Source organism: Arthrobacter sp. NPDC058192 (assembly GCF_042883665.1).
Classification (GTDB): Bacteria; Actinomycetota; Actinomycetes; order Actinomycetales; family Micrococcaceae; genus Arthrobacter.
In genome coordinates this window covers 71,041-94,480 of sequence record NZ_JBHVVJ010000011.1, presented here as the reverse complement: position 1 = coordinate 94,480, position 23,440 = coordinate 71,041, and the positions used below count along the sequence as shown (strand labels likewise).

The 23,440-nt window shown below is 61.4% G+C and carries 11 protein-coding genes; 5 read left to right on the top strand and 6 right to left on the bottom strand.

Translation table 11 applies throughout. The features are described 5' to 3' along the window. Positions 1–33: 33 nt before the first annotated feature. The 3 genes from ACFVVK_RS12565 to ACFVVK_RS12555 form a co-directional block, all read right to left on the bottom strand. Positions 34–1,710 carry an NERD domain-containing protein gene (locus ACFVVK_RS12565; RefSeq protein ID WP_390267030.1) on the bottom strand — a complete coding sequence of 559 codons (1,677 nt, stop codon included), beginning with the start codon at positions 1,708–1,710 and terminating at the stop codon, positions 34–36. Between the two features lie 76 nt (positions 1,711–1,786). Next, positions 1,787–3,298, bottom strand: coding sequence for an ADP-ribosylglycohydrolase family protein (locus tag ACFVVK_RS12560; RefSeq protein WP_390267028.1), 1,512 nt, complete (start codon positions 3,296–3,298; stop codon positions 1,787–1,789). After that, on the bottom strand, positions 3,289–4,254 hold the full coding sequence (locus tag ACFVVK_RS12555; RefSeq protein ID WP_390267025.1) for an ARPP-1 family domain-containing protein: 966 nt from the start codon (positions 4,252–4,254) through the stop codon (positions 3,289–3,291). The genes ACFVVK_RS12560 and ACFVVK_RS12555 overlap by 10 nt, the downstream gene beginning before the upstream one ends. A 94-nt stretch (positions 4,255–4,348) precedes the next feature. On the opposite strand from ACFVVK_RS12555, the gene ACFVVK_RS12550 reads away from it, so the two are divergent. Next, a complete protein-coding gene (locus ACFVVK_RS12550; protein WP_390267022.1) occupies positions 4,349–5,020 on the top strand; it encodes an NUDIX domain-containing protein in 672 nt (223 codons plus the stop codon). 96 nt (positions 5,021–5,116) lie between these two features. Further along, positions 5,117–5,764, top strand: coding sequence for a hypothetical protein (locus ACFVVK_RS12545; protein ID WP_390267019.1), 648 nt, complete (start codon positions 5,117–5,119; stop codon positions 5,762–5,764). A 56-nt stretch (positions 5,765–5,820) separates the two neighbouring features. On the opposite strand, the gene ACFVVK_RS12540 is transcribed toward ACFVVK_RS12545, so the two are convergent. The 3 genes from ACFVVK_RS12540 to ACFVVK_RS12530 all read right to left on the bottom strand — a co-directional run bounded on the left by ACFVVK_RS12540 (position 5,821) and on the right by ACFVVK_RS12530 (position 13,457). After that, positions 5,821–7,398: an SIR2 family protein gene (locus ACFVVK_RS12540; RefSeq protein WP_390267016.1), complete on the bottom strand. Its 1,578-nt coding sequence runs from the start codon at positions 7,396–7,398 to the stop codon at positions 5,821–5,823. Positions 7,399–7,470: 72 nt separating this feature from the next. Beyond that, entirely contained in the window at positions 7,471–10,650 is a 3,180-nt protein-coding gene (locus ACFVVK_RS12535; RefSeq protein WP_390267013.1) for a sacsin N-terminal ATP-binding-like domain-containing protein, read from the bottom strand. Then, positions 10,647–13,457 carry a helicase-related protein gene (locus ACFVVK_RS12530; RefSeq protein WP_390267010.1) on the bottom strand — a complete coding sequence of 937 codons (2,811 nt, stop codon included), beginning with the start codon at positions 13,455–13,457 and terminating at the stop codon, positions 10,647–10,649. The genes ACFVVK_RS12535 and ACFVVK_RS12530 overlap by 4 nt, the downstream gene beginning before the upstream one ends. Positions 13,458–13,911: 454 nt before the next feature. On the opposite strand from ACFVVK_RS12530, the gene ACFVVK_RS12525 reads away from it, so the two are divergent. From ACFVVK_RS12525 to ACFVVK_RS12515, 3 genes are read left to right on the top strand one after another with little or no spacing between them, the layout of a single operon-like run. After that, positions 13,912–16,389 carry a hypothetical protein gene (locus ACFVVK_RS12525; RefSeq protein ID WP_390267007.1) on the top strand — a complete coding sequence of 826 codons (2,478 nt, stop codon included), beginning with the start codon at positions 13,912–13,914 and terminating at the stop codon, positions 16,387–16,389. Beyond that, positions 16,386–17,804 carry a hypothetical protein gene (locus tag ACFVVK_RS12520; protein WP_390267004.1) on the top strand — a complete coding sequence of 473 codons (1,419 nt, stop codon included), beginning with the start codon at positions 16,386–16,388 and terminating at the stop codon, positions 17,802–17,804. The genes ACFVVK_RS12525 and ACFVVK_RS12520 overlap by 4 nt, the downstream gene beginning before the upstream one ends. Before the next feature lie 7 nt (positions 17,805–17,811). Further along, a complete protein-coding gene (locus ACFVVK_RS12515) occupies positions 17,812–23,391 on the top strand; it encodes an ATP-binding protein (protein WP_390267001.1) in 5,580 nt (1,859 codons plus the stop codon). The last annotated feature ends 49 nt before the right edge of the window (positions 23,392–23,440 follow it).

Here is a 23,440-nt window from a genome sequence, read left to right as displayed (position 1 = left end):
ACATGTGCGCCAGTGGGCGCCAAATGGCCAATATCACTCTGTGGGTGGTACCCACGCCTCCGTCTTCTTCAGCGCCAGCTCCAGCTCTCGTCCGCCGGCTTCCTCCAGGAGCGCGCTGTCGCCGACCACTACCAGCAGGCTCCGCGCCCGGGATAAGCCAACGTACAGCTGCTCTGCCGCGCGTTCCATGTCCTTGAAGCCGTTGACGCACAGCACCACGACAGAGCGCTCCAGGCCCTTGAACCCCAACACGTGGCCATAGAACACGTCGTTGTTGGCGTGGAAGTCGAGCCAATACTCGGCAATGGAGCCGTTGTCGAAGCGCTCCTGGTGCACAGGGTGGCGAGACTTGGTGGTCAGCAGGGCGATCTGGTTGTTCGCCCAACCCTCATCCATGAGCGCGTCGATACAGTCATCGGCGGCACTAAGGGCGTCATCCGTTAGGCATTCAACCCGCCGGACGGGCAGACCGGTGCCGCCCCGCAGATTGAAGTGCTCACCGGCGAAGGACTTGAATGTCTCGGCGATCTTCCGGGTGTTGCGCAGGTTCTCATCGATGTGGATGGGAACAAAGGTGGCCGTCGGGCCGGAAGTGAGGTCCGCCGTCGTGCCGCTCCATCTCTTGTAGACGTCCTGGCGGTCGTCCATGAAAGCGTAGACCTCACTGTTCGCGGGGTCTGTGGTGCAGGCCAGCAGGGCCTCCCACCACAGCGGAGCAAAGTCCTGCGCTTCATCAATGACGACGGCTTCCAGCCGCTCGTGCGGTTCAGGACCGGTGCCCAGCTCTATAAGCATGCGGGGCATCTCGACGTCGAAGTAGTCCTGCCCGGAACCGTCCGGGACGCCCAGCCCGCGAACATACTCGTGGAATTCGCCGGTGAAAACAGGTTTGTTCTGCCGCCATCCAGATACCTGCCGCTGCAGGTACTGTCCGAGGCCCTTGTTGTAGCAGAATAGCCCCACGCGTTTGCCTTCGCGGCACAGACGCTTGGCCTTTTCCAAGGCGAGCCACGTCTTACCGCTTCCCGCACCGCCGGTGAACCGCACCCGATTGAGCGACCTCGTGGCCTGCAGGAGTACGGCCTGGCGTTCGGTGAGGTGGTCCTGCGCGTCCTCGGCCTCCTTGGGGTCCAACGAATCGGGATGGTGGTTCAGGTCCCCGCTGAGGTGAGGCAGAATGCGGTCGAGGAATGCCAGCGCCAGGGTGGCGGCTCCGCTGCCCTCGTTTTCAATGGCGCGCCGGATCAGTTCCGCGGGTGACTTCATGTCCGTCTGGTCCAGGATCAGTGAACGGGGGCACCCGGCCATCTCCCAGTCCTGGGGGACGTCGGTGTAGGGGAGGCTCACCATGTAGGCGAAGCGGCTGCTCAGTTTGGAGCCCATCCGGCTCTCGAGCCAGTTCCTGAAAGCATGCTGCGAGTTCTGGGACTGCGCCACCGGGCTCTGGATCCTGTGCCTGCCGTCCTTGTCGGACTGATACCACTGGCCGTTGTCGACGCCGATCTTCCCGCCTTTGACTTCGATGGCGGCCAGACCGACGCCGGGCCACAGCACGAGCAGGTCGATCTCGTGCTCCGCCCGACCGTCCCGCACTTGGACGGAATGGGCCAACACGCAGTCATCCGGCAGGCTGTTCCGCAGAGCTTCCCACACCGCCCGTTCGGCCGACTGGCCGTCGCCGAAGTCCGGCTTCTCCGGAATACATCTCACCGCTGCCCCCAAGCCCCAGTACAGCGAATGATGCCGCAAGTCACGTTGATCATCTTATGGTGCGCATCACTTGTTATCAGACAACAGGTAGGAATGTTGCGCGCGCGTCGGCGTCTCGTAGTAGCTCCAGGAACAAACCATTCGGCCTCGCCTCAGGTAGCACCCGTCGCACATCCTCCAATGCCTCCATCGCGGTGACCCCAGCGACACGTGCCCCGTACAGCGCCGCCGCAGTCGGCGTCCGGGACTCGGCCCGGACGCAGTGCAGCAGTACCGTCTTGCCCTCGGCGCGGAAGCGTTCGACGGCGGCCGCCGCCTCACGCACAACATACGCGGCGTGGGCGTTGTCCTCCTCAGCGGGGGAGTCGATAACCCAGAACGTCGCGTGGTCTTCGGGCAACACACCGGGTACATCCGAGGTCCCCAACCGGCACAAGGACACCACGGCGTCGATCCCCAACTCAGCCGTTCGTCGGAGCGAACCGACGCCGCCCAGCCAGACGCCGTCGTCGTGCGGATGCTGGACCAGCGCGTTGGTACGGCTCCACATGCTGTAGTCGTGGCGCTCGGCGCGCGGCCACGTGTCGGGCCGGTGCCCTTCGCCGCGGCCCAGTTCCATGCCGAGCATCATGAGGTCGCGGGTCCGGAGTCCGGGCCAACCGTGCAGGCGTCGCCGCCATTCGAACGGCACAGCCGTGTAGCCGTAGGTGGCACCCAGCAGGCCGCCCGCGATGGCGGCAACGGTGTCCGTGTCCCGGCCGCCGCGGACCGCCTCTTCCAGCGCCGCCCGGAGGTGCGCGGGGCCGGCGGCGGAAGAGGAAGCGAAGTGGATGGCGCTCCACGCACCCTGGAACGCCTCGACCACCCAGCCGTTGCGGCTGAAGTCCCGCGGCCGGGACCGCTCGGCAACCTCGATCCGCTCGAGCCACAGGGCGGCGCGTTCAGGAGCCAGCAGCGGCAGGCCAGCACGCACATCGAGAATGCCGGTCAGGACCGCGTTCCGGATGGCCACGCACCAGAGGCCGCAGGCTTCCTGCGCGTCCGGGTCCGTGTGGGTCAGGGCACTGAGTTCACCGGCGGCGGCCATCAGAGGGGCCGGGTCCCGGTCCAGGTACGCAAGGGCGAGCGGTGCGGTGCGCATCAGCGAGCCGTTGCCGGCGCTGCGGCCGGTGCGGGCGTGGAAGTCCTCCGCCGCGGCGCTGAAGTCGGCGGCCCGGACCTTGCTCCTGCCGGCCTCGGAGGCGAGGCGTCGGGCGGCGGCGATGACGGAGCTCGTCTGGGCACCCACGTCCTTGGCCTCGGCGGCCCACGCGGTCCAGGCGCGGACGATCATGGTGAGCGCCGCGGGGGAGGAGGAACCGGCGTCGGACGCTGCCTCCAGCAAAGCCTGGGCGATCGGGATTGCCATGGACGTATCGTCGGTCCATTCGGCCGGCGCGAACCCGAACGGGCCGCCGCCCTTCATGGTGACGTCGGCGCCGTCGGGTAGCGGAGCGCCGAACTCGTAGCCGGCGCCGAGGGCGTCGCCGGCAGCTAAGGCAACGAGGACGCCGGCCGCGCGGTCATTCTGCAAGGGGGTCAGTTCCATGCCATCTCCATCAGGGGGTGCTTGGTGTTCCAGCCGGTCAGGTGGGCCAGCTGCGGGCGGCGGGCGGGAAGTTCGACGGCGATGCCGGCGGCGGACACCGTGCCGGCGGCCCGGGAGACGTTGCGGCTCCGGAGCGGGCCGTGGCTCCGGACTTCGACAGCCGCGGCGCCGCTGTCGAACGTGCCGAAGTCCATGGTCTGGACGTGGGCGGCAAAGTCGCGGGCCCGCTGGCCCGGCATGGGACCGGAGGCCAGCGCCTGGGGTGAGAGGAGCTCCAGGTCCAGCAGCGCCGAATCGATCAGCTGGCAGTAGTGCCGCCGGAACAGCGTACTGGTGCCGAACACCTCCAGAAGCAGCGGCTGCTGGCCCAAGCCGATCACGACCCCGCGCTGGCCTTCCAGCTGTTCGGGAGCATCCGCGGCGTTGAAGCGGTTGCGCCCGTCGTCCTTGAACAGATCCAGGTGGTCCAGGAGGGAGCTGGTCGCCGACGCGCCGCGGGCTGCATCGAAGCGGCTGACCCGCTCCCAGATCCGCCCCTGCCGGTCGCCGCCGCGCCGGCCGTCGAGGCCGTTGGCCAGCTCGGACCAGACATTGAGCGGAGCGCGCCGTGCCTGCCGGCGGTGGCTGGACTTGCCGGCTTCCCAACGGCCGGCCTCGACGCAGAAGGTGTCAATGTCGCGCGTTTCGCCGGGGCCCAGGACGACGTCGCGGGCGCAGGTCCGATGCTGCTGTCCGCCCTCGAGCAGCTCTCCTTCGAGCAGCAGGGCCGGGAGCGGGCCGTTGTTGGTGACGGTGAGCCGGGCGACCTGGGCGCCGCTGGCGAGTTCGGTGACGGCGACGTCGGCGTGGGTGCCGGTGCTGATGCCGAGGTCACCGGCGTCGGAGGTCCAGACGGGGAAGATGCTCAGGGGGCCGAGCCTGGTGCCGGCGCCGACGTGGAGCTGGGGAACTTTCATGGTGGACCTCCGGTTGATTTAGATCACTTCTGCGCTAATTGGCTCCAGTATGCACCGCTTGCATCTTTAGCGCAAGATCGCGTTAAATAATCGTGTGAAGGATCCCAAGAACAGCCCCGGCGCGTCCCTGCTCGACTACCCGCGCCCCTCGGTGGCGGTGGACACGGCGGTGCTGACGGTGGCGGACGGTTCCGTCTGCGTGCTGCTGGTGCGGCGCGCGGAGGACCATCAGCACGGACGCTGGGCGCTGCCCGGCACTTTTCTGCGGGAGCGCGAGACTCTCGCGGACGCGGTGCTGCGCTGCCTGCGGGAGAAGGCCGGCATGTCTGGCCGAGTGCCTCGCCAGCTCCACGTGTTCGACGAGCCGGGTCGTGACGACCGGGGCTGGGTGCTGTCCGTGGCGCATGTTGATGTGGTACCGCTGGCGGCGCTGGAGGGCGCGTTGAAGAACGACGGCGTCCGGCTGGCTTCCGTAACAGCTGAACCGGAGCTGGTCGCCGGGCTGCCCTACGGCCACGCGGACCTTGTGGCGAAGGCGGTGGAGTGGCTACAGGCCGCCTACCGTGAGGCGCCGGATCCGGGTGGGCTGCTGGCCGAACCGTTCACGCTTCGGGATCTTCGGGAGCTCCACGAGACGGTGGCGGGCGCGACTCTGATGCGGGATACGTTCCGCCGGTTCATGGAGCCGAAGCTGGAGGGGACCGGGCAGATGTCCGACGGGACACGGGGCAGGCCGTCGCGGTTGTGGGTGCGGGGCGGCGAATAACAATTGCCCCGCGAGGCGCTCGGGCCGAGTCGGTTCTCAGCATAAATAATGGTGTCAACGACGTGACTAAGGTAGCCGCCGTCTCAAGGGAGCAAGATGATCTACCCACAACACGGCACTCTGGGGTACCGGCACATCAATGCATTGTCTTGGCGCGTAGCGAGCGAACTGAGCCGACGGGACTCAGGGCTCTACATAGGGCTGACAGGCGACGGGGGATCGGCGGCTCATGCCGATGCGTTGATGATGACCAACGCCAGCGGTCCGCAATACCAAGCACGACGCTCGGGGCTGGGAATTACCGCTGGTTCCGGCGGTGAGTTCCAGATTCCATGGGACAGAGCCTTCGGAATGCCGGGTGCCCGGTCGATTGCGATTGCGATGGAGAAGTCCCAGGCCATCCACCGCCCTGAGAAGTCGCCGGTGACAACGCCGAGAGCGCTCGGCTATCGCGTGATGGCGTCGATGTTGGAGCTTACCCTAGGTGATCACCAGCAATGGTCGACGAGCGAATTTAGCGGAGGACCGCTGGATCCAGAGTCGTCCGCCACACGCGGCCGCCTGCAGTCGTGGGAAGACACCCGCTGGGCGCTTGCTCGTGACGGCGAAACAGTCGCCCGTCTTGACAATTTTGGTTGGTTGGAGTTTGACGGCCGACTTATCAACCTCCTTTCCAAATACCGGGAGCTCAACGGCCGGCTGTATCCCCTGGTGCTGGAGATATTCGGCAGCACGCTGCCGTAGAGGGACCGGTGTTTGATGCTGACGTCCGCGTCCGGAACAGCCAAGCCAGCCCTAGGCTAGGACGGGTCGCCTAGGCCCAGCTCTCGGAGGGCCTTGTCGAGCACGGCCCACACTTCGGCGGTATCGGCTGAACGCTTTTGGCCGGCGAGGGCGAGGAGCTGCCGCCGCAAGTCGAGTTCGTCATCGGCGAGCCCTTGGTTGTAGGCGGGGGCCAGCAGATAGGAGTGATTGTCGGTCGCGTAGGCGGCCATCATGTCCAGGAAGATCTCGAGCTCCCGTCCGGCAGTCGCTAGGGCTGTGTGCACCTCAACGGGGGCGGCATCCGACGCCGGGGCGGCGGACATTGGCAGGATGTCCAGTTTCCCTGCCCAGACCAGTTTCTGCAGCGGCTCATGGAAGAGCGAGAGCACCGTGCCCATCTGATGGTTCTTGGAAGCATTGTTCGGGAGCGCGCGCCTGACGTCGTGAACGATCTCATGGAAGTGGTCGTCCGCGAGCCCAAACCCGACGAATAGCAAGTGATGGGTCAGCAGGTGCGCCTTCACCAGCGCGGACAGCGCGTCACGGTTGCTGTTGTAGCCAAGGTAGTCGTCACGGGTCAGCACGATGCTTTCAGGCTGGCTCACCGACCCGTGGAGTTTCAGCAGCCAGTCATTGCCGACGGCGGGAATGTTCTCCGGGACGACAGACCGTGGCCGCTGGGCATCCCTGCAAGCAGTTTCGAAAAGCCGGTCGTAGTTCAGTGTGATCGCCCCAGTGGAGGGGATGACGGCAAGGAGCGCCGGCGCCAGACCGTATCTCGGCAAATCAACAGCGTCGGCCACCGCCTGACCGAACGCCTCCGGGCCGTCATGCTGGTCGGCATAGAGCTGCCCCAGTACCCCGGCCTGATCTAGCGGGCCCAGCCTGTGGAAGGCATCTGATTCGCCTTCCTCGAGGTGGACACCCCTCCTTAGCCTGTCAAGAAGCTGGCCCCAGCTTGGAGCTCCGGCGCTGACGCTGATCCCGGCGCCGAGAAAGGGCACCAGGTGTCCGGCACGTGCGATCTGGCCAAGCGACTCGGCTTTCTCCTGCAGATGGGCGCCGAGGGAAGGCCACGACGAGCAGTTGCCTTCTTCGCGCCTCAGCTTCTGGGCTAGTGAAAACGCTGCTCTGTCCCGCAAGACCAGGACGAGGTCGACGCGGTAGCGGGCCGCCAGTTCGGTGGCGGCGTCAAGGATGGCACGCAGGGCAGCGCCAAGGTGGTTCCCGGCACCACCCCCGGCGGTCCCAAAAAATGGCAACGCCAGGAGTCGGTAAGGCCGGTCGTCCGGATCCGGAAGAGCGGACACGGCGCTGCGGACGAACGCTTCAAGACGTTCGGCGACGACGGCGGGACCCCAGATGCCGTCGTCGGGGACGGCAGTCATGATGGGCAACGGTGCCGCCGGGTCCCATGGATGGATGGCCTCGGCCAGCGCGTTGCCGTTACGGAATTCCGCCGATGCCGACGCCGCCGCTGTAGTTCGAAGGTCCGGATGGGCCTGCAGCCAATGCCGCTGGATCGTGACCATGGAGTCCGTCGGCAGCAGCCACGCGTCACACCGGAGGTTCAAAATGTCGGCCATGGCTACGAAAACATGCGGCTGCGTCATGGACTCTGTCTATCAGAGTAGGAACGCGGACACCGGCAGCTGGGCGTTGTTGCGCCCAGACCCGGCCGGCGCCTACTGGCCCCATTCATCGTCATCGATCGGCTCGCCCTCAGTCGCTCGAAGTGCAGCCTGAAGGTCGATGGCGTGTTTTCCTACGAATCGTACTGTCGTTGCCTCGCCTGCGAGTTGCACGCCAACGGTGATGCTGCCCCGGTGGCCGACGCCCTGGGTGAGTAAGTCATCGCGCAGTTCTTCAGGCGGAGTGTCTCTTGCGTGACGGTATTTTGCGGCGCAGGTCGGGCAGAGGGCAAGCCGGTTCTCGGGGAGGTCTCGCTTGGCGTCATTCACGAACTGTACGGCCTCAAAGTAATATCCACCCCGAATTTTGAAGGGCATTGAAGATGAACAAACCTGACAAATCATGACTTGATGATCATTTGTGTAGTGCTGACTCAGATACTCACGGGCGGCACTGAGGTGGCCCGGTACTTGCACATAGACCGATCTTGTTCGCATTTCATGCCTGCGTGCGGGAGCGACGGCTGCGAGTTCGCCAGCTCGCTCGGCCCTCGCATCAGGCTGCGACGTAGGGGCACATGGAAGCGACTCAAGTTTTTTGGCTTGCTGCCACTCACGAAACTCCCGAAAGGCGTCCGGGTCATCACGATAAACTTCAGCAGCCTCAAGCAGTGCATCCAGCGAGCTGAACCCATATGCCTTCGCCCTAGCTTCATCTCCTTTTCGGCGCATCGCTTCGAGAGCAGCATTTCGCCCAAAGCCCGCTCTCTCCAGAAGCGGCGAGTGTGCTGGCGCGACCAGACCTTCTGCCAGCTCCGCCGCCGTGAGATCTTGTGGGCGGCAGAGGTTCCCATCGCGATCCAAAACCCAAGCCTGAGAAGTCAGTTTGAGGAGAAGTTGAGACTGCATCACGTGCTTCCGGCTTGACCCGTTGGACCGGTAAGTAGCGTCGGCATACGGATGCGGAGCATTAGTCACCAGCTTCCACAACTCCCGCAGGAGTGTTTCGTCGCCGTTTGAAACTATTAAGTTAAAGTGAGGGATCTGCCAATCGATCGAGATTTTGTTGTGATTTTCCCTTTCGACCCACTCCGAGCTGAACTCCGGGTTGCTATTCACGGCGGCACGGGTTATCCGAAGACCGTCAAGAACCCCCAAAGTCTCCGTAAGCACAGCAATTTCCGGTAGCACCCCAATGTATCCTGGGTCCAGACGTCCCGGCCTTATACCAAAAAATCTATCTGACTCGTAGAGTGATGTCAGGCCTGTCGAAGCAAAAGGCTCATCCAGAAAAACCTTGTTCGGACTCGCCCAGTACCGGGTTCCGTCAGGCTTAATTGCGACAAAGATGCTGGAGCTTGAATATGTTGAGGGTGACACAGCATTGTCCTCGATGAGCCTCGCTAGGGTCTCGAGGTCATTCACGTGCTCTTCCGTAATTGCGGCACTCGTATCACCGTAGTTCTTGAATTTTGCATTCAGCTCCGCAGCTGCATCCCACAGCTTAGCTCCGGTACGTCTGTAGAAGGCCCGAAGTGATTCCAAGCGCTCGGAATCGTCGCTTCCTTCGAACGGGGCAAGTCCGTCGGCAAGCAGCCCGTCGATTCGTAGGCCGGGTGCGATGGGAAGGTACGATTCCGGACCGGGAACGTACCCGACGCCGTCGCCGTCCTGAACGCGTAGCAGCGGCGCCCTGCGAAGGGCGTAGAGGTAGTCGGCATCGTCGTCGTCAAAGTAGGGGCTGGACGAAATTGCCCTTGGAGCCAGTTCTTCTAGCATGATGTAAAAGGTCCGCAGCCAGGCGTCATCCTTCTCCGAAAGCCAATTGCTCCAGGAACCAAGGTCGTCTCGGTCCTCATCGTACAAATCATCCAAAGCGAGGGCCACATCGTCATAAATGGCTGCAACGCGTTCAAGTGCCTCAGCTAGTTCGTCACGAGAGAAGTCCACCGCATCCAGGGAATTGAGGAACGCGCCGGGCCGCCCGTCGCGGGCGGCCAGCCATCCCTCGCCTAGTTGGTCGCCAACATACTCATACAGTCCTCGAAGGGTGTTTACATCATTGATGGAGAGCACCGAGCGCAGGCTCCGCTCAGATCTCAGGAGCGACCTCGCCGGTGCGTGGCCGCCGCCGTGAATGGGCGTGAGGGGCTGGGTGCTGAAGGCTTTGGTTATCCGGTCTCGCAGCACAGCGTACCTTTTTGAGAGGCCGTCATTCTTGTTCGGCAATGCATTCAGAAGGCCGTCAGTAATAAGTCCGTTATCCCTCATGCGAGGAAGGGCCTCTGTAATAAGCTCAGCAATCCCCTCGATAAGCTTGTCATTCTCGGGAACGTCACGAACGCTGTCTCTTGCTACGGTCGAGGCAAATGGTGCGTGCACGTGGAACTTCAGCCCGGATGTCTCCTTAAGCGCCGGGAAATAGATAAAGACCTGACCGTCCACAGGTTTGACCGAATAACCTTTTGGTCCGTGCGGCTCCTTGTGCTTCGACCCATGTGCTTCGAGCGCGAACGCTGCCGCCGCGCGGTAGCCTTTGCCCTCGATCATGACTTCCTGGGCGATTCGATACCAGTACGACAACCCTTCCTCGTGCAGGCTCTCAATGGCGATGACGTGTTCGTCGAGCGAATGGCGTTCAAGCAGCCTGTCATCCCCGCTGGGCATTGAACATGCGATAGAGCGGATGTTGTTGAGAAACAGAAGCGTCGTTCGAGAGATGTCACGAAGAGCGCTCTCGACCTCCTCGACGGCACGCTCAGCGGGCTTGTCTGCATGGTCGAAAGGGAACCAGAAGGTCGTCCAACCATCCCGGGTCTCTGCGGGCACTCGTCTCGGAATGAAGAGGTCCTGGATCTCAAAGGAATGTACCCCGGAGTGAATTACGGGGGTTTGTGTGTAGGCATAGACGGCTTTGAACCCGACGCCGAATTTACCGATGCTCGTTGCGTCGTTCGCCTTGGTTGATTGGCCAATGCCCGTAATTGACTTTATGTTTTCGAGGTCGAACAGCCGCGGACCATCATGCTCGACCTTCAGGCCGTCGGTCCGGAGGCTGAACTTCACCTCTCGGGCGCCAGCGTCTTCGGCGTTTTGCAGGAGTTCGTAGATGAAGTGGGCGTTGTCTGGGTAGAGGTCGGCTAGAAGCCTTCGCAGGCCCTCCTCGAACCCGTTATCACGAGCTGCCTTGACGTATCCTCGCCTACGGGCTGATAGTTCCTCGAATGTTGTCACGGTGCCTCCACTTCAAGAAGCACCGTTGCGAGGTGCTTAGTTATCAGGTCAGCTCCGGTGAGTGCCCGCTGATGCTGTTCGATGAGCCTGTCAAACTTCTCTTGGATCGATGCCAACTCACTCTGACGCATCTTCACGATTTTGGAGTCGTTCACCTTGCGGGCGCTTTCCTCGACGACACGAAGTTGTCGGTCGCGCTGCGCTCGGAGGGACGCCACTCGTTGTGCACCCGCTGCCTTGGCGTGACTGACGTGCCTGTCGCGCGCCGCTTCCCATTCGACATGGTGGCGCTGACCCAGCGCGTCCGCCTGCGAAGGCCCGACACTGGAATCGGGGTCGCCGTCGACTGCCGTGGCCAGCAGTGCATCCGCGGCAGCTTCCACAATTGGGTCAGTGCTGACGTAACGAAGAGTCAGAGTGTCTCGTGAGTCAAAACGCGTCCAGCCGTGCACTGCCAGAGGATAGCGCCCGGGCGGGACAAGATCCGAGCGGACGCGTAGCGAAGCCGTTGGGGCACCGGATAGGGCTGCACGCTGCGCGGCGGCGAGGACGAGGGGATGAGTCGCTCCGAGAAGTTCGACTTCATCCTCGTCGGCAGCGAGTTCGGCCTCGGTGGTGACCCGAAGCGTAACCGGTGCCCGCCGCAGCAGCCGCTCCAGCCGCGCGTCCCCGCCTACGGCGGTACGAAGATCTTCAACGATCTGGGCAGCTGCGTCGTCGTCGAGCCGTACAACGGTGACCCTGCCCGGCCGCAAGACAATACGACGTTCGGGCATGAGGGACTCGAAGTATGAACGGACAAGCCCGCCGAGCTTGTCGGCCTCGAGCCACTCGCTGCTCGCTTCTGCGACCCGCGACTCGAAGGACTCTGTCGTAAGCCCTAGCAGGGCTCCTTGCTGATCCTCTAGGCGCTCAAGCTCCTGGATGCGTGCGACCTCATTGTCAGCGAGTTGGCGAAACCTTTCCTCCCTATCGGCGTCGGAGATCGTCAGATCGTCAGCGATCTTGCGGAGTTCCGTAGTCAGGTCGCCAAGGATTTTCTCGCTGCCGCCTAGAGCGCGGTGAAAGACACCTATTCTAAGCAGGCATCGGTCGTAGATTTCGGCTTCGATCGTCCCGTGCGTGAGGATGTTGACGATCGCGACGGACTCGCTTTCCTGGCCACGTCTGTCGATTCGCCCGATTCGCTGCTCAATGCGCATTGGGTTCCAAGGGATGTCGTAGTTCACCAATGTGTTACAGAACTGATAGTCGAGTCCCTCAGTGCCGACCTCGGAGCAGAGCATCAGGTCGATCGCATCAGGGTTGCTGCGCGGAAGCTTAAAACGCCGGCGGAGTGCGTGGCGTTCGTCATCAGGAACCGCGCCATGGACGACGGCCGTTCTAACATCCCAGGCACGAGCCTGACCTTCGAGGTATCGCAGGGTATGGCGGAAGGTGCTGAAAACTAGAACTTTGTTGTTGTCCTCGGCCTGCTTGTCCTCGACCACCTGCTTGAGGACGTCGACCTTCGGGTCCGGGAGCCCGTTCAGGCCAGCCGCCAACTGACCGATCTTCCCAAGTTCGCTGCGAAGCTCGGCCACGAATGGAGGAATTGTGTCTGGGTCGGGAGCGTCCTCACCCATCTCCGAGAACTCGATCTTGTCCAGACGGCTCTCGAGCAATTGTTCGGCGAGGGGCGCGAGCGCGGTGATCGAGCTGGCTGCCTGGCGTCGGAGCATGGATAGGAGAAACTCAACGGGCATCCCTGGCGCCTGGAGCTCCACGATCCTACGGCCGAGTGCTAGCACCGAGTTGTAGACGGCTTCCTGAGCGGGTGTGAAGAGAACTATTGGGGCGCTGGGCTTCCTCGTCGTGAACGTGCCGATGTCCCGACGGCGTGTGCGGCTCACAATTGCCGAGAAAGTATTGAGGTCTTCCAGCGTGCGCACAATCCGAATACGCGCACGTGCGTCCTCAGCTTCGCTGCTGAGTAGGTCCCGGACCAGCTCTAGTCGCGGGTCGACCGCCATAACCTGGGCTCCCCACACCGTGGCAAGCGCCCCATCGACGGCCCGATGCACGTCACTTTGCCACTCGTCATGACCCGCGCGCGCCGCTTCGACGGCCTCGAACAGGTAGTGGTTCGGTTCGAGCATTTGAGCGAAATCGCGTTCAGTCGGCACCAGATCGTCACGCAGTAGGTTCACGAGCGTGAACAGGTCTTGACTGTCCGTTTGCAGCGGGGTGGCAGAGAGCATCACTACTGCATCGGCCGACTCGGTGAGGCGTTGCACATTCTGATACGCGAACGTCGACCGGTTCCGGATGTGGTGTGCCTCGTCGACGATCACAAGATCGAAATGCGGGCCTGGGGCGAGGTCAACGAGACCGATACGACGGCTACGGCCGTTACCGTCGCTCCCTACGAGTAGACGCTCATCTAAAAGGGAATATGGGAGGATGGCCTTCGCGAACCGAGATGGCCATTCACCTTCGCGAAGCGTCTCCTCCAGACAGAACCGGAGATCGGAACTGTCCAGATGGACGAAGTCCTCGTCGAATCGTTTGAGCTCATTGCGCCACTTTTCATCGACGACAAGGGGTTTTGGGCAGATAACCAGTACTGAGCGCGCGCGTTGTCGGGCTTGAAGCTCCTTCAGAATGAGGCATGCCTCGATCGTCTTGCCGACTCCGACATCGTCGGCGACCAGAATCCGCGGACGATCAGCCTGAACGATTTTAAGGACTGGACGATACTGATACGGCTCATAGTCAATGCGGCCGACATTTCGCGCATGCAGATAGCCGGTGTTCTTGTCACGCAATAGCTCTGATGTGAGGCCTGCTCGCAGGGCAGCGGCAGAAATAGTTTCAGGCTGCGAACCGATTGCGACCGATTCGATCTGTGAGGCGAAGTAACCGTGGAGGCCTTGGTCGTGAAAAACGTCAAACCTGAGAACGCCGGCAACATCGTGTGAGCCCAATACGACCCCGATGACTTGAGGGCGAGCCACAAGTCTTACTGTCGTTCCGGGTGCGAAGTTAGCGGTTTCCATTCCGAAGCGTCCCCCTATCAGGATTGATTTGTCACACTATAAGGGTCTCTGCCTTCTGATTGGCTTCAGTACCAGCCACAACCTGTATCCCTTCGTCGCTTCAGCGCGCCAATTGTCGGGAAACCAGGCGCTAGCTGTACTGCGCCGGGGGACTTCGATCCTGACCGCAGCGCAACCCTTCGGTCCAGTTACTCGCGTCTAGTACGCCAATAAAGATCGAGGCATGTATGTTGTCAACGTGGGGGAAGCGAAACCGTGGAACGACGACGAGACGAGTGCGCTCGTGGTCGCCTATCTTGAGATGCTTGACAACGAAGCCCGTGGCATGGCCTATTCCAAGATTGCGCTCAACCGACGCGTTCAGTCGCTTACTGGGCGCAGCAAGGGCTCCATCGAGTTCAAGTTCTGCAACATCAGCCACGTCCTCGCAGAGGCCGGCTTCCGTTTCGTTGACGGGTACAAGCCACGAAGTCATGTCCAGGACGCTTTACGCGCGGCCGTCCTTCATGCCGTGACAGCCAAGGACAATTCAAGCCCACGAAGAACCGAACCGCCGTCGGCTCTGGCCAAGATGCCCGCAGCGGCCCGCGCCCCACATCAAGCCGCCCGCAACGAAAGAGGCCCGTTGTCTGCTCCAATCGCCCCACCGACGAAAAATGAAAACGTCTGGGAAAGCCTCGTCGGGCTGTGGGACCGGTCGACAGGAGGAACCGACGTCGCCGCGCGGCCGGACCACCCCGTAGATTCGGCTTGGCCGTCCGCGTTGCGTCCAGCCGGTGTTCAAGAGGCGTGTGAGTGGCTGAAGCAGGGCGTATCTGCCGGCTATCCACCTCGCTTCCTGTTCCTTGTCGGAGGGCCGGGAGCTGGTAAGTCCCACTCGACGGCACAGGTGGTAACTGGGATGCGCCTAGAGAGTGAACTCGAAGATGGTTTGGCGCATCGGACCTATGACTATCAGGGAACACTTGCTGATCTCGTCGTCGTCAACGACGCGACCATCAATCTGGAGGCCGCGAATCGGGCGCCACTAATATCTGACATCGATGGGATCACGTCCCTATACATGGACGACACGGCACCTTCTCGACCACGACACTTAATGGCATGCGTCAATCGAGGCGTACTTGTTGAAGAAATGTCAGAATCTCGACTCCGCAAATCCGAGGACTGGACCGCGGGAGACGTACTCGTGCGGTGGCTATACGGCTCGCAGGTGACTGGCCCGAATGAGTCGTCGTGGCAACTGTCTGGCGGGACCGGGCAAAACTTTGTCCGGTCCGCCAGACTTAATTACATGGGCGAGCATGTTGCCAACGTATTGGCTGTGTTCGTTGACGAATGCTCGCTCTTCGAGGAACGTCCCGCCATTACCATCGGAGCAGATTCAAGCGTGTCGGCCGAAGACTATCGAATTATGCCGCTGGCTCAGCGTCCAGCGATGGAAGCAACGCGCGCTCCCGCCGTGGATTTGCTAGTCAATGTCCTGAAGGCCGTCGAAGAATCGCTTGGCGACACAGTAGAACACCTGCCGGGAACCTTTGCCGATCCACTGCGGGCTAACCTCCAGTCGCTCCGCTCGCCGTTGGTGCGGTCGGGCCTGCTGACCATTGCACGAAGCGCTGAGCTGGTGTCGGCGACCCGGATGACCTATCGGGAACTTTGGGGGTACCTGACTCGCGCTTTGGTTGGTGATGCGCCGTCACGGATGCCTCGAGAACGCCTAGGCGAGTTCGTCATGTCGAACCAGCCCTTAGGCCTGGACGCGGAGGATGATTTTGAACGCCTGCGGATCTTGTCGGGCCTCAGATTCAACCAGGGTATCTTTGGTGCCGGGGAGCGCTCGGCAGCACCGGAAGGGGCAAGGCGCGATCCCGTCTTGAAGCTCCTTATCCCAGTTGACCCAGTAAGCGATGCCGTACCAGGTTCGGACCCCGATTCGCCAGACGGAGGGTGGGCAACCCGTATTTCTGACGCTTTCGGCGTGCACGCCTCTGACGGTACACCGCTACAGAGCCTGCTTGATTCAGCAGCGGAAGATGGTCCCCTACACGCTGTGGTGACAGACTTTGATCGGCGCCTCGACGACGCCTTCTGTCAGCTTCTGCAGTCGCCGCACCTCAAAGACGACAAACGGTTCGAAGCCACCGGTTGGTATGGAGCTTACCTGACGCGCCTTTACGCGGTGTCCCACGGGATCTGTGCGTTTAGGCGCGAGGTAGACATGCTCATTAGAACTTGGGTGCAGTCCCCGCACCTACCGGATGACTTGAGGTCCCCGCTGCGTACACTCATCAGGCCCAAGCGGAATCCGAGTGAATCTGGCTCCTCGCTGCTGCCCCTGTTCGACAGCCGAACCGAACCCATTACCGGAAGAACCGTTGTGCCAAAGCTCGCTGTTCGCGTCAGGGAACCAGAACTTTCCACCGACAGACAAGGACAAGGTGAGCAAGTCCTCCTGCTTATCGGGACAGACGGAACGACCATGAGCAAGGTGTCCTTGGACTTTCCGTTGATCCGGGAGGCCATGGCCTGCGTCGACGACCACATAGGCGTGACTGACCTCATCGATGTGACCGCTCCGCGATTGGAACGCGTTCGCGCGTCGCGGCTTCTGTCTTCCCACCTGCACGGGGCCGAGTTCTGCCTGACCGATGGCGACCGTGAAGTCCAAATTACCCAGCGGTACACGAAGGAGTCATGATGGACAGGGTTGCAAGAGCAGAACATCTCCTGCTCCCGTTTAATCGGCCCGAGTACTTTTCCGTGCCCGAGGCCCTGCTCTCGGCGCTTGCATGGGATGCCTACGCCATCGCATCAGATACGGAAGAACGTAAACCTGTAGGCCTGATGTATAAGGCCGACCCCAAGGAGACCCAGTATCTTTCTCTGCGCCCGACGAAGCCAGAGGGGGCTTCTGCAGAAGCGCTCGGCCATGGGCTTAAAAAACTCGCCTTGAATACCGCTGCTTCAGATAGTCTCTTGGGCGAGGCCGTCGCATCCAGCGTCATGGGGATTCGAATCGAGAAAACGGGAAACCAGCCTTCTAGTCCCATGACACCAGCCCTTGCGCTAATGCAGGACCCCCGCGGCGTTCTGGTGAAAAAGGGGCCACCCGACTTCGCGTCTATCATTGAAAGCCTCTTCACCGTTGGACATACCTCTGGCGGCCCGGCGGCATCAGCGACGCAGCTATGGCTGCGTGCCGCGGATCAGAGGCTGGAGTTGGACCCGCTGCTAAAGGCAATTGATACGTCCATGATGTCAACGGTCTTCGGAGATCGATGCAGCCGACGCGGCTCATTCCCTATCTCCGGAGACAGCGTCGACTGGTGCGGTCTCTATCCGGATACTCCCTACGAGTGGTTTGCCAAGTCCTGGGCGGCTCTAACCTCGGAAGAGTGGGTGGAGGCGCTTCCCGCACGGGTATGGGTCGACTGGGCAACCACCGTCCTGCGACTCGCAATGGGACTCGGATTCCTGTGGGAATATGCGTGGTATGAGGCCGTGGGGACCGCCATCATCCAGGACTCTGTACCTGACTCGTTTGAGGAGCTGCGAACCATGGTCCGGTCGCCCCTGCCGTGGCAGTCCAGCCGCTCCTCCGTTTCCGTGCGCGATGTTGGTTCCACCATTAAGTGGCGTATTTCGCGAGGCGAGAGGATCAGGAGGAGCCTCAAGGAACGGTTGAGCGAACTTGGAGGGCAGCAGGATGCCATCGAATTCCTTCGCGACGCCGCCGGAAGCGACTTCAGGCGCTCGCTAGCAGCCGAAGTTGCCGACAAGAAGGAAGCCGGAAAACTTGTCTGGGAGACCGTCAAATATGGCCTGCAGGTGCGCGAATCGAGCGGACCGTTCACGGACTATTACGGGATTCTCAAGACCAGAGGACGCCGGTACCTCGTAATCGATCCGGGTACTGAGTGGATCGCAGTGGTCGCCAGCCTCACCTGCGGGACTCCTGGGTCGCAGTGCAACGTGGGAGACGTGTTACGCGACCTAACGATATTAGGAATGCGGCCTGAGCTCGGCGACCTCGTGTCGCTGCTTGAGCGGGCCGGAATGGCGCGTGGCAGCGCCGATGCTGACCACGCCGTTATTGTCGAGAGCGCTTTCTAGGAGAATCATGGCATCCATTTCGCTGAGCAAAGTTCTCGGACGCGCCCTCGCAACAACGAACGGCCTCGTCCACGTCCATCTACCGGAGGGTATCGGCAGGGACTCCGCCGAGGAGATCGTTCGATCCGCCAACCGGGCCCGGCCGGCGACACCGCCATTTGCCCTGCTGGTCACGGCCGGGACTTCGTCCCTGGACGATGCGAGCTGTCCCCGCGTGACTCCCCAGCACACAATCCAATACCGTCAAGGTGACCATTTGGCGGTCGTGTATGGTCGCCAACCCGACCTTTCATCCTTCGTTCAAGTGTTCCGCGAGGTCTTCGGTCAGAGCTTTCCCGAGCAGGCCGAAGGTCCAGTGGCCCTCACCGAGCTTTCAGACCTAATAGTGCATGAACTCGTCGACGAATTCGGCGTCGACGGAATGAGCGACAGCCAATGGGCACGCTGTTCGCAAGTACTTGCGCCCTGCCTTTCCACACTTTCGACCGTTCATTCGCGCTCGGGGGACACTGGACGGAGCTGGAACGCAGCTTGGTTCGCGCACGTCGATCGCGGAATCACCAACCTCTGGGTAGCACTCGATCACTTGAGGGTTACTGGCTCCCCTCTAGAGCTTCCGGAGGCCTTGGCAAAGTATGCGTACGCCTGTTTTGCCTTGCCTAAACCCACATCCGGGGCAGCAAAGTCGTTCCTTACCTCTGCATCTGCGGCAGTGGCGCTCGGGGATTCCCTGTCTGAGAGCTGGAGCGACGAGGAAACGTTTCGGATGAGCGCGGGACAGCTTGCTACGCGTCCGGAGGTGAAAGCAGCCGGGGGCAGGCACCCCCTTGAGGACTTCGCCATCGACGATCTGGATGAAGCTGTATCCCGCGAGGGCAATGCATGGTTGGGTTTGGTCGAAGTTATTGGAGCTTCGCCAGAAAACATAAAGCGGTTCTCAGAATTGACTGAAGGGCAGTTTAGGAGTCCGGCCCGCGAGGACAATGACTCCGCGGGAATTGATATTGCCTTCTCGGGGGGTGGGTCACTCGTGCTCGACCCGGAGCTTCCAGAAAGTCCCTTCCTTATACCCTTTTCCGCCGATGGATCAGCTGGCGGGCGTCAGCTCCAATCCGAGCTTCTTACTATTCGTATCCCGACTTTGGAGCATATAGAACGCGACGTTGCCCGCGCCTCTCGGCTGACCATTCAAATCTTGCCTGCAAACATTGCGAACTGGGTAGGGAGCGTTGACTTGGCGGAAGACGGGGGTCTGATTGCCGTTGGCCGACTTGTTAAACCCCGCGGAAATGGACGGAGCGCCGCACCATTCCGGATGGTGTCGCTCAGGGTTTCGCTCTCGACCGACGACCCCGTTGCTCCTTCGGTCCGAAGTGACCTGACAACCAAGGGATATGTCTTTTCCGGCATGCAGACGTTCCTGGCAGCGGCCCCATTTAAGAAGTCGGGCGCGCTAGGAAAGGTGACGTATCTGGGGCCAATGGATTGGACCCCGTCATCCGACCACGATGAGCATTCGCAGGATTTCGCGGAGGAACTTCCGGAGGTGGCGGGTGGTTATCAAGCAATGCTGTGGCACCCTGATGCCGGGGATCAACCACTGCTGGATGGTGTGGCACTCAAGGGTCATCCCGTGCTGACGGGGCTCTTCCCGCTACGTTTCGCTCCCACTGGCGACAACGAATTTGTGGCGAATGGCTATACCTTCCGTGTCAGGCCCGTAGCAGCGGGAGGAGGCCATCAGTCCGCCCTCCTCGCCGCGGCGGTCAAGCAGCAAGTTGTGCCGGATAGGCCCAGACCAGCGACGGAACGGTCAGTCCGAGGGCAGGCTGAAGCGTTCTATGCCAGCCGGCTAGTCGCAGGGGACGATTCCATTACCGCGGCCCTTGGCCACATAATGATGCCGAGCAATGAGTCGACGCGTGTCTGGGACGCGCGTCCCCAAGACGGCGGGGCGATTCTCATGCCAGAGGCCGCCCGGAGAGCTCTCGACGGTGTTAGCTACTTTGAGCTGGACCAAGATTTTGTACGCGGCGCCGATGCGGAGAGGTTTCGAGATGCGTTTCGGGCCTTGAACCTCGCTGACCTTCTCCGGCGCCAAGATGTGCACGGTGAAGGAGTCGATTTCGAATGGCCGTCACGGACGTCTTGGCGGTCGCTTTGGGGCTCCCCTGCACTGGCCGAATATTTGGAGGCTTACGCACAACTTGTCGGCGCTGCCCGCGCTACAGGTAAGGACGAAAACGTCTTCTGGGCGGCATACCCCATGTCCGTCAGCGTCTGGGATGTCCGCGGCGATGAAGGCTGCCAGGCGGTTCTTCTGAGTCCACTCCATCCGCTACGGCTGGCATGGCTAACGGGAGCGGAACACGTTCTTTTCGAAGCCGTGAATTCAGTGCAGCATGCAGGCTCAATCGAAGGTTGGAACCTCCCGCTCGTCGGTCCTGGCGAGACTAGCTCAGGACGAATGTTGGCGGTTCCTACTGACTCGGGGGAGGACCAGATCTTCCTAGGTTGGTCGATGATGCTTCCCTCAGGGAGATCAAGGCCTCGGCGGCTGTCAGCGCCGGATCGGATTGGAAATGCGGTAACGCCGGGGACAGCCGTCAGTGGACTCAACGCTACTGCGGTTGATGCAGCTTTGAGATCTTTTCGCAGGATGCATCCCAACATCACGACGCTGACAGTAGATCTGCACGCCCAGGATCGTCAGATTCGCCTCACCGAAATTGACGACTCGGTTCTAGCCGTCGCGGAGGAATGGGGCAAAGACCAAACCGGACGACTGATGGGCGGGTTGAGGGTGCTCGACTCGGTTAGGCGTGAAGGGCCCGTACCCCGAGACGCAGTCACAAGGTTGGTCCGCGAGAATCGCGACATGCTGTTGACCTGGTCTCGATACGCCCCACGTCCGAATTCAAAGGTCTGGTGCAACATACGGTTACTTCAGGACTCAGGCACGACTGTTCGGGTAGGAGAGGGTGGGAATGCACACGGTGTGCTCGGTAGCGTGCCTCTTCGCCGATTTGAAAGCAACCTGAACCGACTGACGGACAGGCGACTCAGCCTAAGCGAGCCTGCGGTTCCCGGTGAGATGGGATGGGTCCCATTTAGTCGAGCGCTCGAAGCGTGTGAATCTGACGATTCTGCCCCTGTCGTAGAAGCAGGGATGATGCGCCGCGACGTGGCAGACATGACGGCGGACTGGACGGTCATGGGCGAATCGTTCCTTAGTCCGGCGATCATGGCTGAGCTGATGGATGCGCACGGTGAAGGTGCACGGATGTTGTGGGAATGGCGTCCGCCCGTGTTCGAGCGCTCCTCGGACGTTCCTTTTATGGAACGTCGTCCCTTTGTATCCATTGCCAAAGTCCCAGATAGCTTCGGGCATCAACTTGAGAGTCTTTTGACGAAAGCCACCGGCCGGCAGGACACGTTTGCCCTCAAGGCTTCAGTCATGTCGAGGCTTGGCAGTCGTGGAGTGGGCCTGTCCTCGCTTCTCTCCATGGGCGGAACGCACGTAGCAGGCGCTCTGGGCTTCTTCCTGACGTTCGGGCTTTTCGATAAGGCGGTTTCCCAAAGGACTAACCGTTTTGTTCTACCGATTGATGCTGCCGACTACTTCCTACGCACGCTTTCTGGGCAAGCGAATCACGGCCAGCACCAGCGCCGTGCGGACTTACTTTTCATAGATATGGATGAAAACCAGATCGTTCTTTCTCCAGTGGAGATCAAATGCTACGGACTCAAGGGTGACTCCATGGGCTCCACCCTGCCCAGCCCGGGGTCGGCCGCGCTAAAAGAACCCCTTGCGCAACTCGCAGCCAGTTATCGATTGTTGGCCGGTATTGAGCTCAAGGCTGCTGAAGTTTCGGGTGCGGACAGGGTCATTTGGATGAATAGCCTGGCCACGTTGGTTGAGACCGCGGCGCGCCTTAACCCCATTCTCGCTGGTTCCCCGGGGGACTTTGCCAACCGCCTTGCGGCTTTGGTCGACGGCAGATTGAAGGTCCGTGTAGGCAAGCCGCTTCTGACGTACCTGCAACATGGCGCTACGACGTCCACGGGTGATGGCTTCTATGCAGGCGGCGTGGGCACCGATGAATTCCAAGTCGGCGCGTTGATTGCAGACACCGGCACTGTTTTTGAAGCGTTGGACTCGGTTGATCCCTGCCCAACTACAGAGCGCTGGTGCGAACTGGTCGACTGGTCTGCGGCCGAGCCAGCCGGTGAGGAACTGCCCGTGCGGGGTGGCTCGGACGAAGACCTGGTCGACCCGGAGCGTCGCCTCACGGGATCCGCGGGTCAATACGCCGCCGATCAGGGGCCAGAGCACGTCAGGACTGACGGCGAGGAGGAACCGCACAGATCGTTGGCGGTCGGCGCTAAAGCCCAGCCCGGGCCCGACGAGGCAGAATCGGATCGGCCTGTGGGCGCGGAGGCAAGCTCAAGGGTTGGCATAGCTGGGGACGGCGTGCGAATCAACGTGGGCAACCTCCTGGGATCACTGGGAAAGACCGGAGTCGATTTCTGGCCGAGCAATACAAAGCTGAACCAAATGAACGTCGGTATTGTCGGTGACCTTGGAACAGGCAAGACGGAACTGGTAAAGGCCCTCATTTCCCAAATCCGGGAGCAAGCTCACGAAAAACAGCCAACTGAGCCGACATCAATGTTGATTTTTGACTATAAGGGTGACTTCCAAAAGGACGAGTTCGTAAGTCGAGTCGGCGGCGTTGTCTTGGAACCACACCAGATACCGGTGAACGTCTTCATGCCTGTAACCGGGCAGCATTCGAGGCTGCCATACCAGCAGGCGGCAGCCTTCGTCGATGTCCTCAGGAAGATCTATCGGGGTGTCGGCCCCGTGCAAGCGAGCCTCTTGAACGAGGCCGTCCGGGAGCTTTATGAACAGAATGACAACAGGCCTCCGACGCTTGCTGAGGTCAGGGCCGAGTATCTGGACAAGTCCGGCAATCCGGATTCCGTGTCATCCATCCTTGACAGCTTTGTGCTCAGTGGGATTTTTAGCACCGACAGATCAGTCTTGAAACCCTTTGGCGAGTTACTCGAGGGCAAAGTGCTCATTGTCGCGCTTGACCGGCTAGGCCCGGACCAAAGCGCCAAGAATGCCCTCGTGGCTCTGTTCTTGAACTTGTACTACGACAACATGTTGAGGACGAACAAGCCGCCGTTCCAGGGGACCAACCCGCAACTTCGCTACCTGAAGTCGTTCCTGTTGGTCGATGAAGCAGTCAACATCATGCGGTACGACTTTCAGGTCCTGATGGATTTAATGCTGCAAGGTCGACAGTTCGGCTACGGCGTCATGCTGGCGTCCCAGTATCTTTCGCACTTCAGGGAAGGCCGGGAGAATTACGGGCAGCCACTGCGGACGTGGTTCATCCACAAGGTGCCATCGGTGAGCGGGCGCGAGCTTGCTGCCCTGGGGCTGCCGGACCTGTCGCCCGATGTGCCCCGGCGAATCCCAGACTTGCGTCAGCACGAGGTGCTCTACAAATCCCTTGGTTGTGACGAAGGCCGGTTCATTCGCGTGGTGCCATACTACGAGCGGTACGGGCTTTGATGCCTGGGCAACGCTGCGCCGTGCCCAAGGAACGGGGTCCGACTCTGGC

Bases quoted from the DNA above. Each gene is read 5' to 3' on its own strand.
- ACFVVK_RS12560 (WP_390267028.1), bottom strand. From the start codon at position 3,298: ATGGAACTGACCCCCTTGCAGAATGACCGCGCGGCCGGCGTCCTCGTT.
- ACFVVK_RS12555 (WP_390267025.1), bottom strand. From the start codon at position 4,254: ATGAAAGTTCCCCAGCTCCACGTCGGCGCCGGCACCAGGCTCGGCCCC.
- ACFVVK_RS12545 (WP_390267019.1), top strand. From the start codon at position 5,117: ATGATCTACCCACAACACGGCACTCTGGGGTACCGGCACATCAATGCA.
- ACFVVK_RS12540 (WP_390267016.1), bottom strand. From the start codon at position 7,398: ATGACGCAGCCGCATGTTTTCGTAGCCATGGCCGACATTTTGAACCTC.
- ACFVVK_RS12525 (WP_390267007.1), top strand. From the start codon at position 13,912: ATGTATGTTGTCAACGTGGGGGAAGCGAAACCGTGGAACGACGACGAG.
- ACFVVK_RS12520 (WP_390267004.1), top strand. From the start codon at position 16,386: ATGATGGACAGGGTTGCAAGAGCAGAACATCTCCTGCTCCCGTTTAAT.
- ACFVVK_RS12515 (WP_390267001.1), top strand. From the start codon at position 17,812: ATGGCATCCATTTCGCTGAGCAAAGTTCTCGGACGCGCCCTCGCAACA.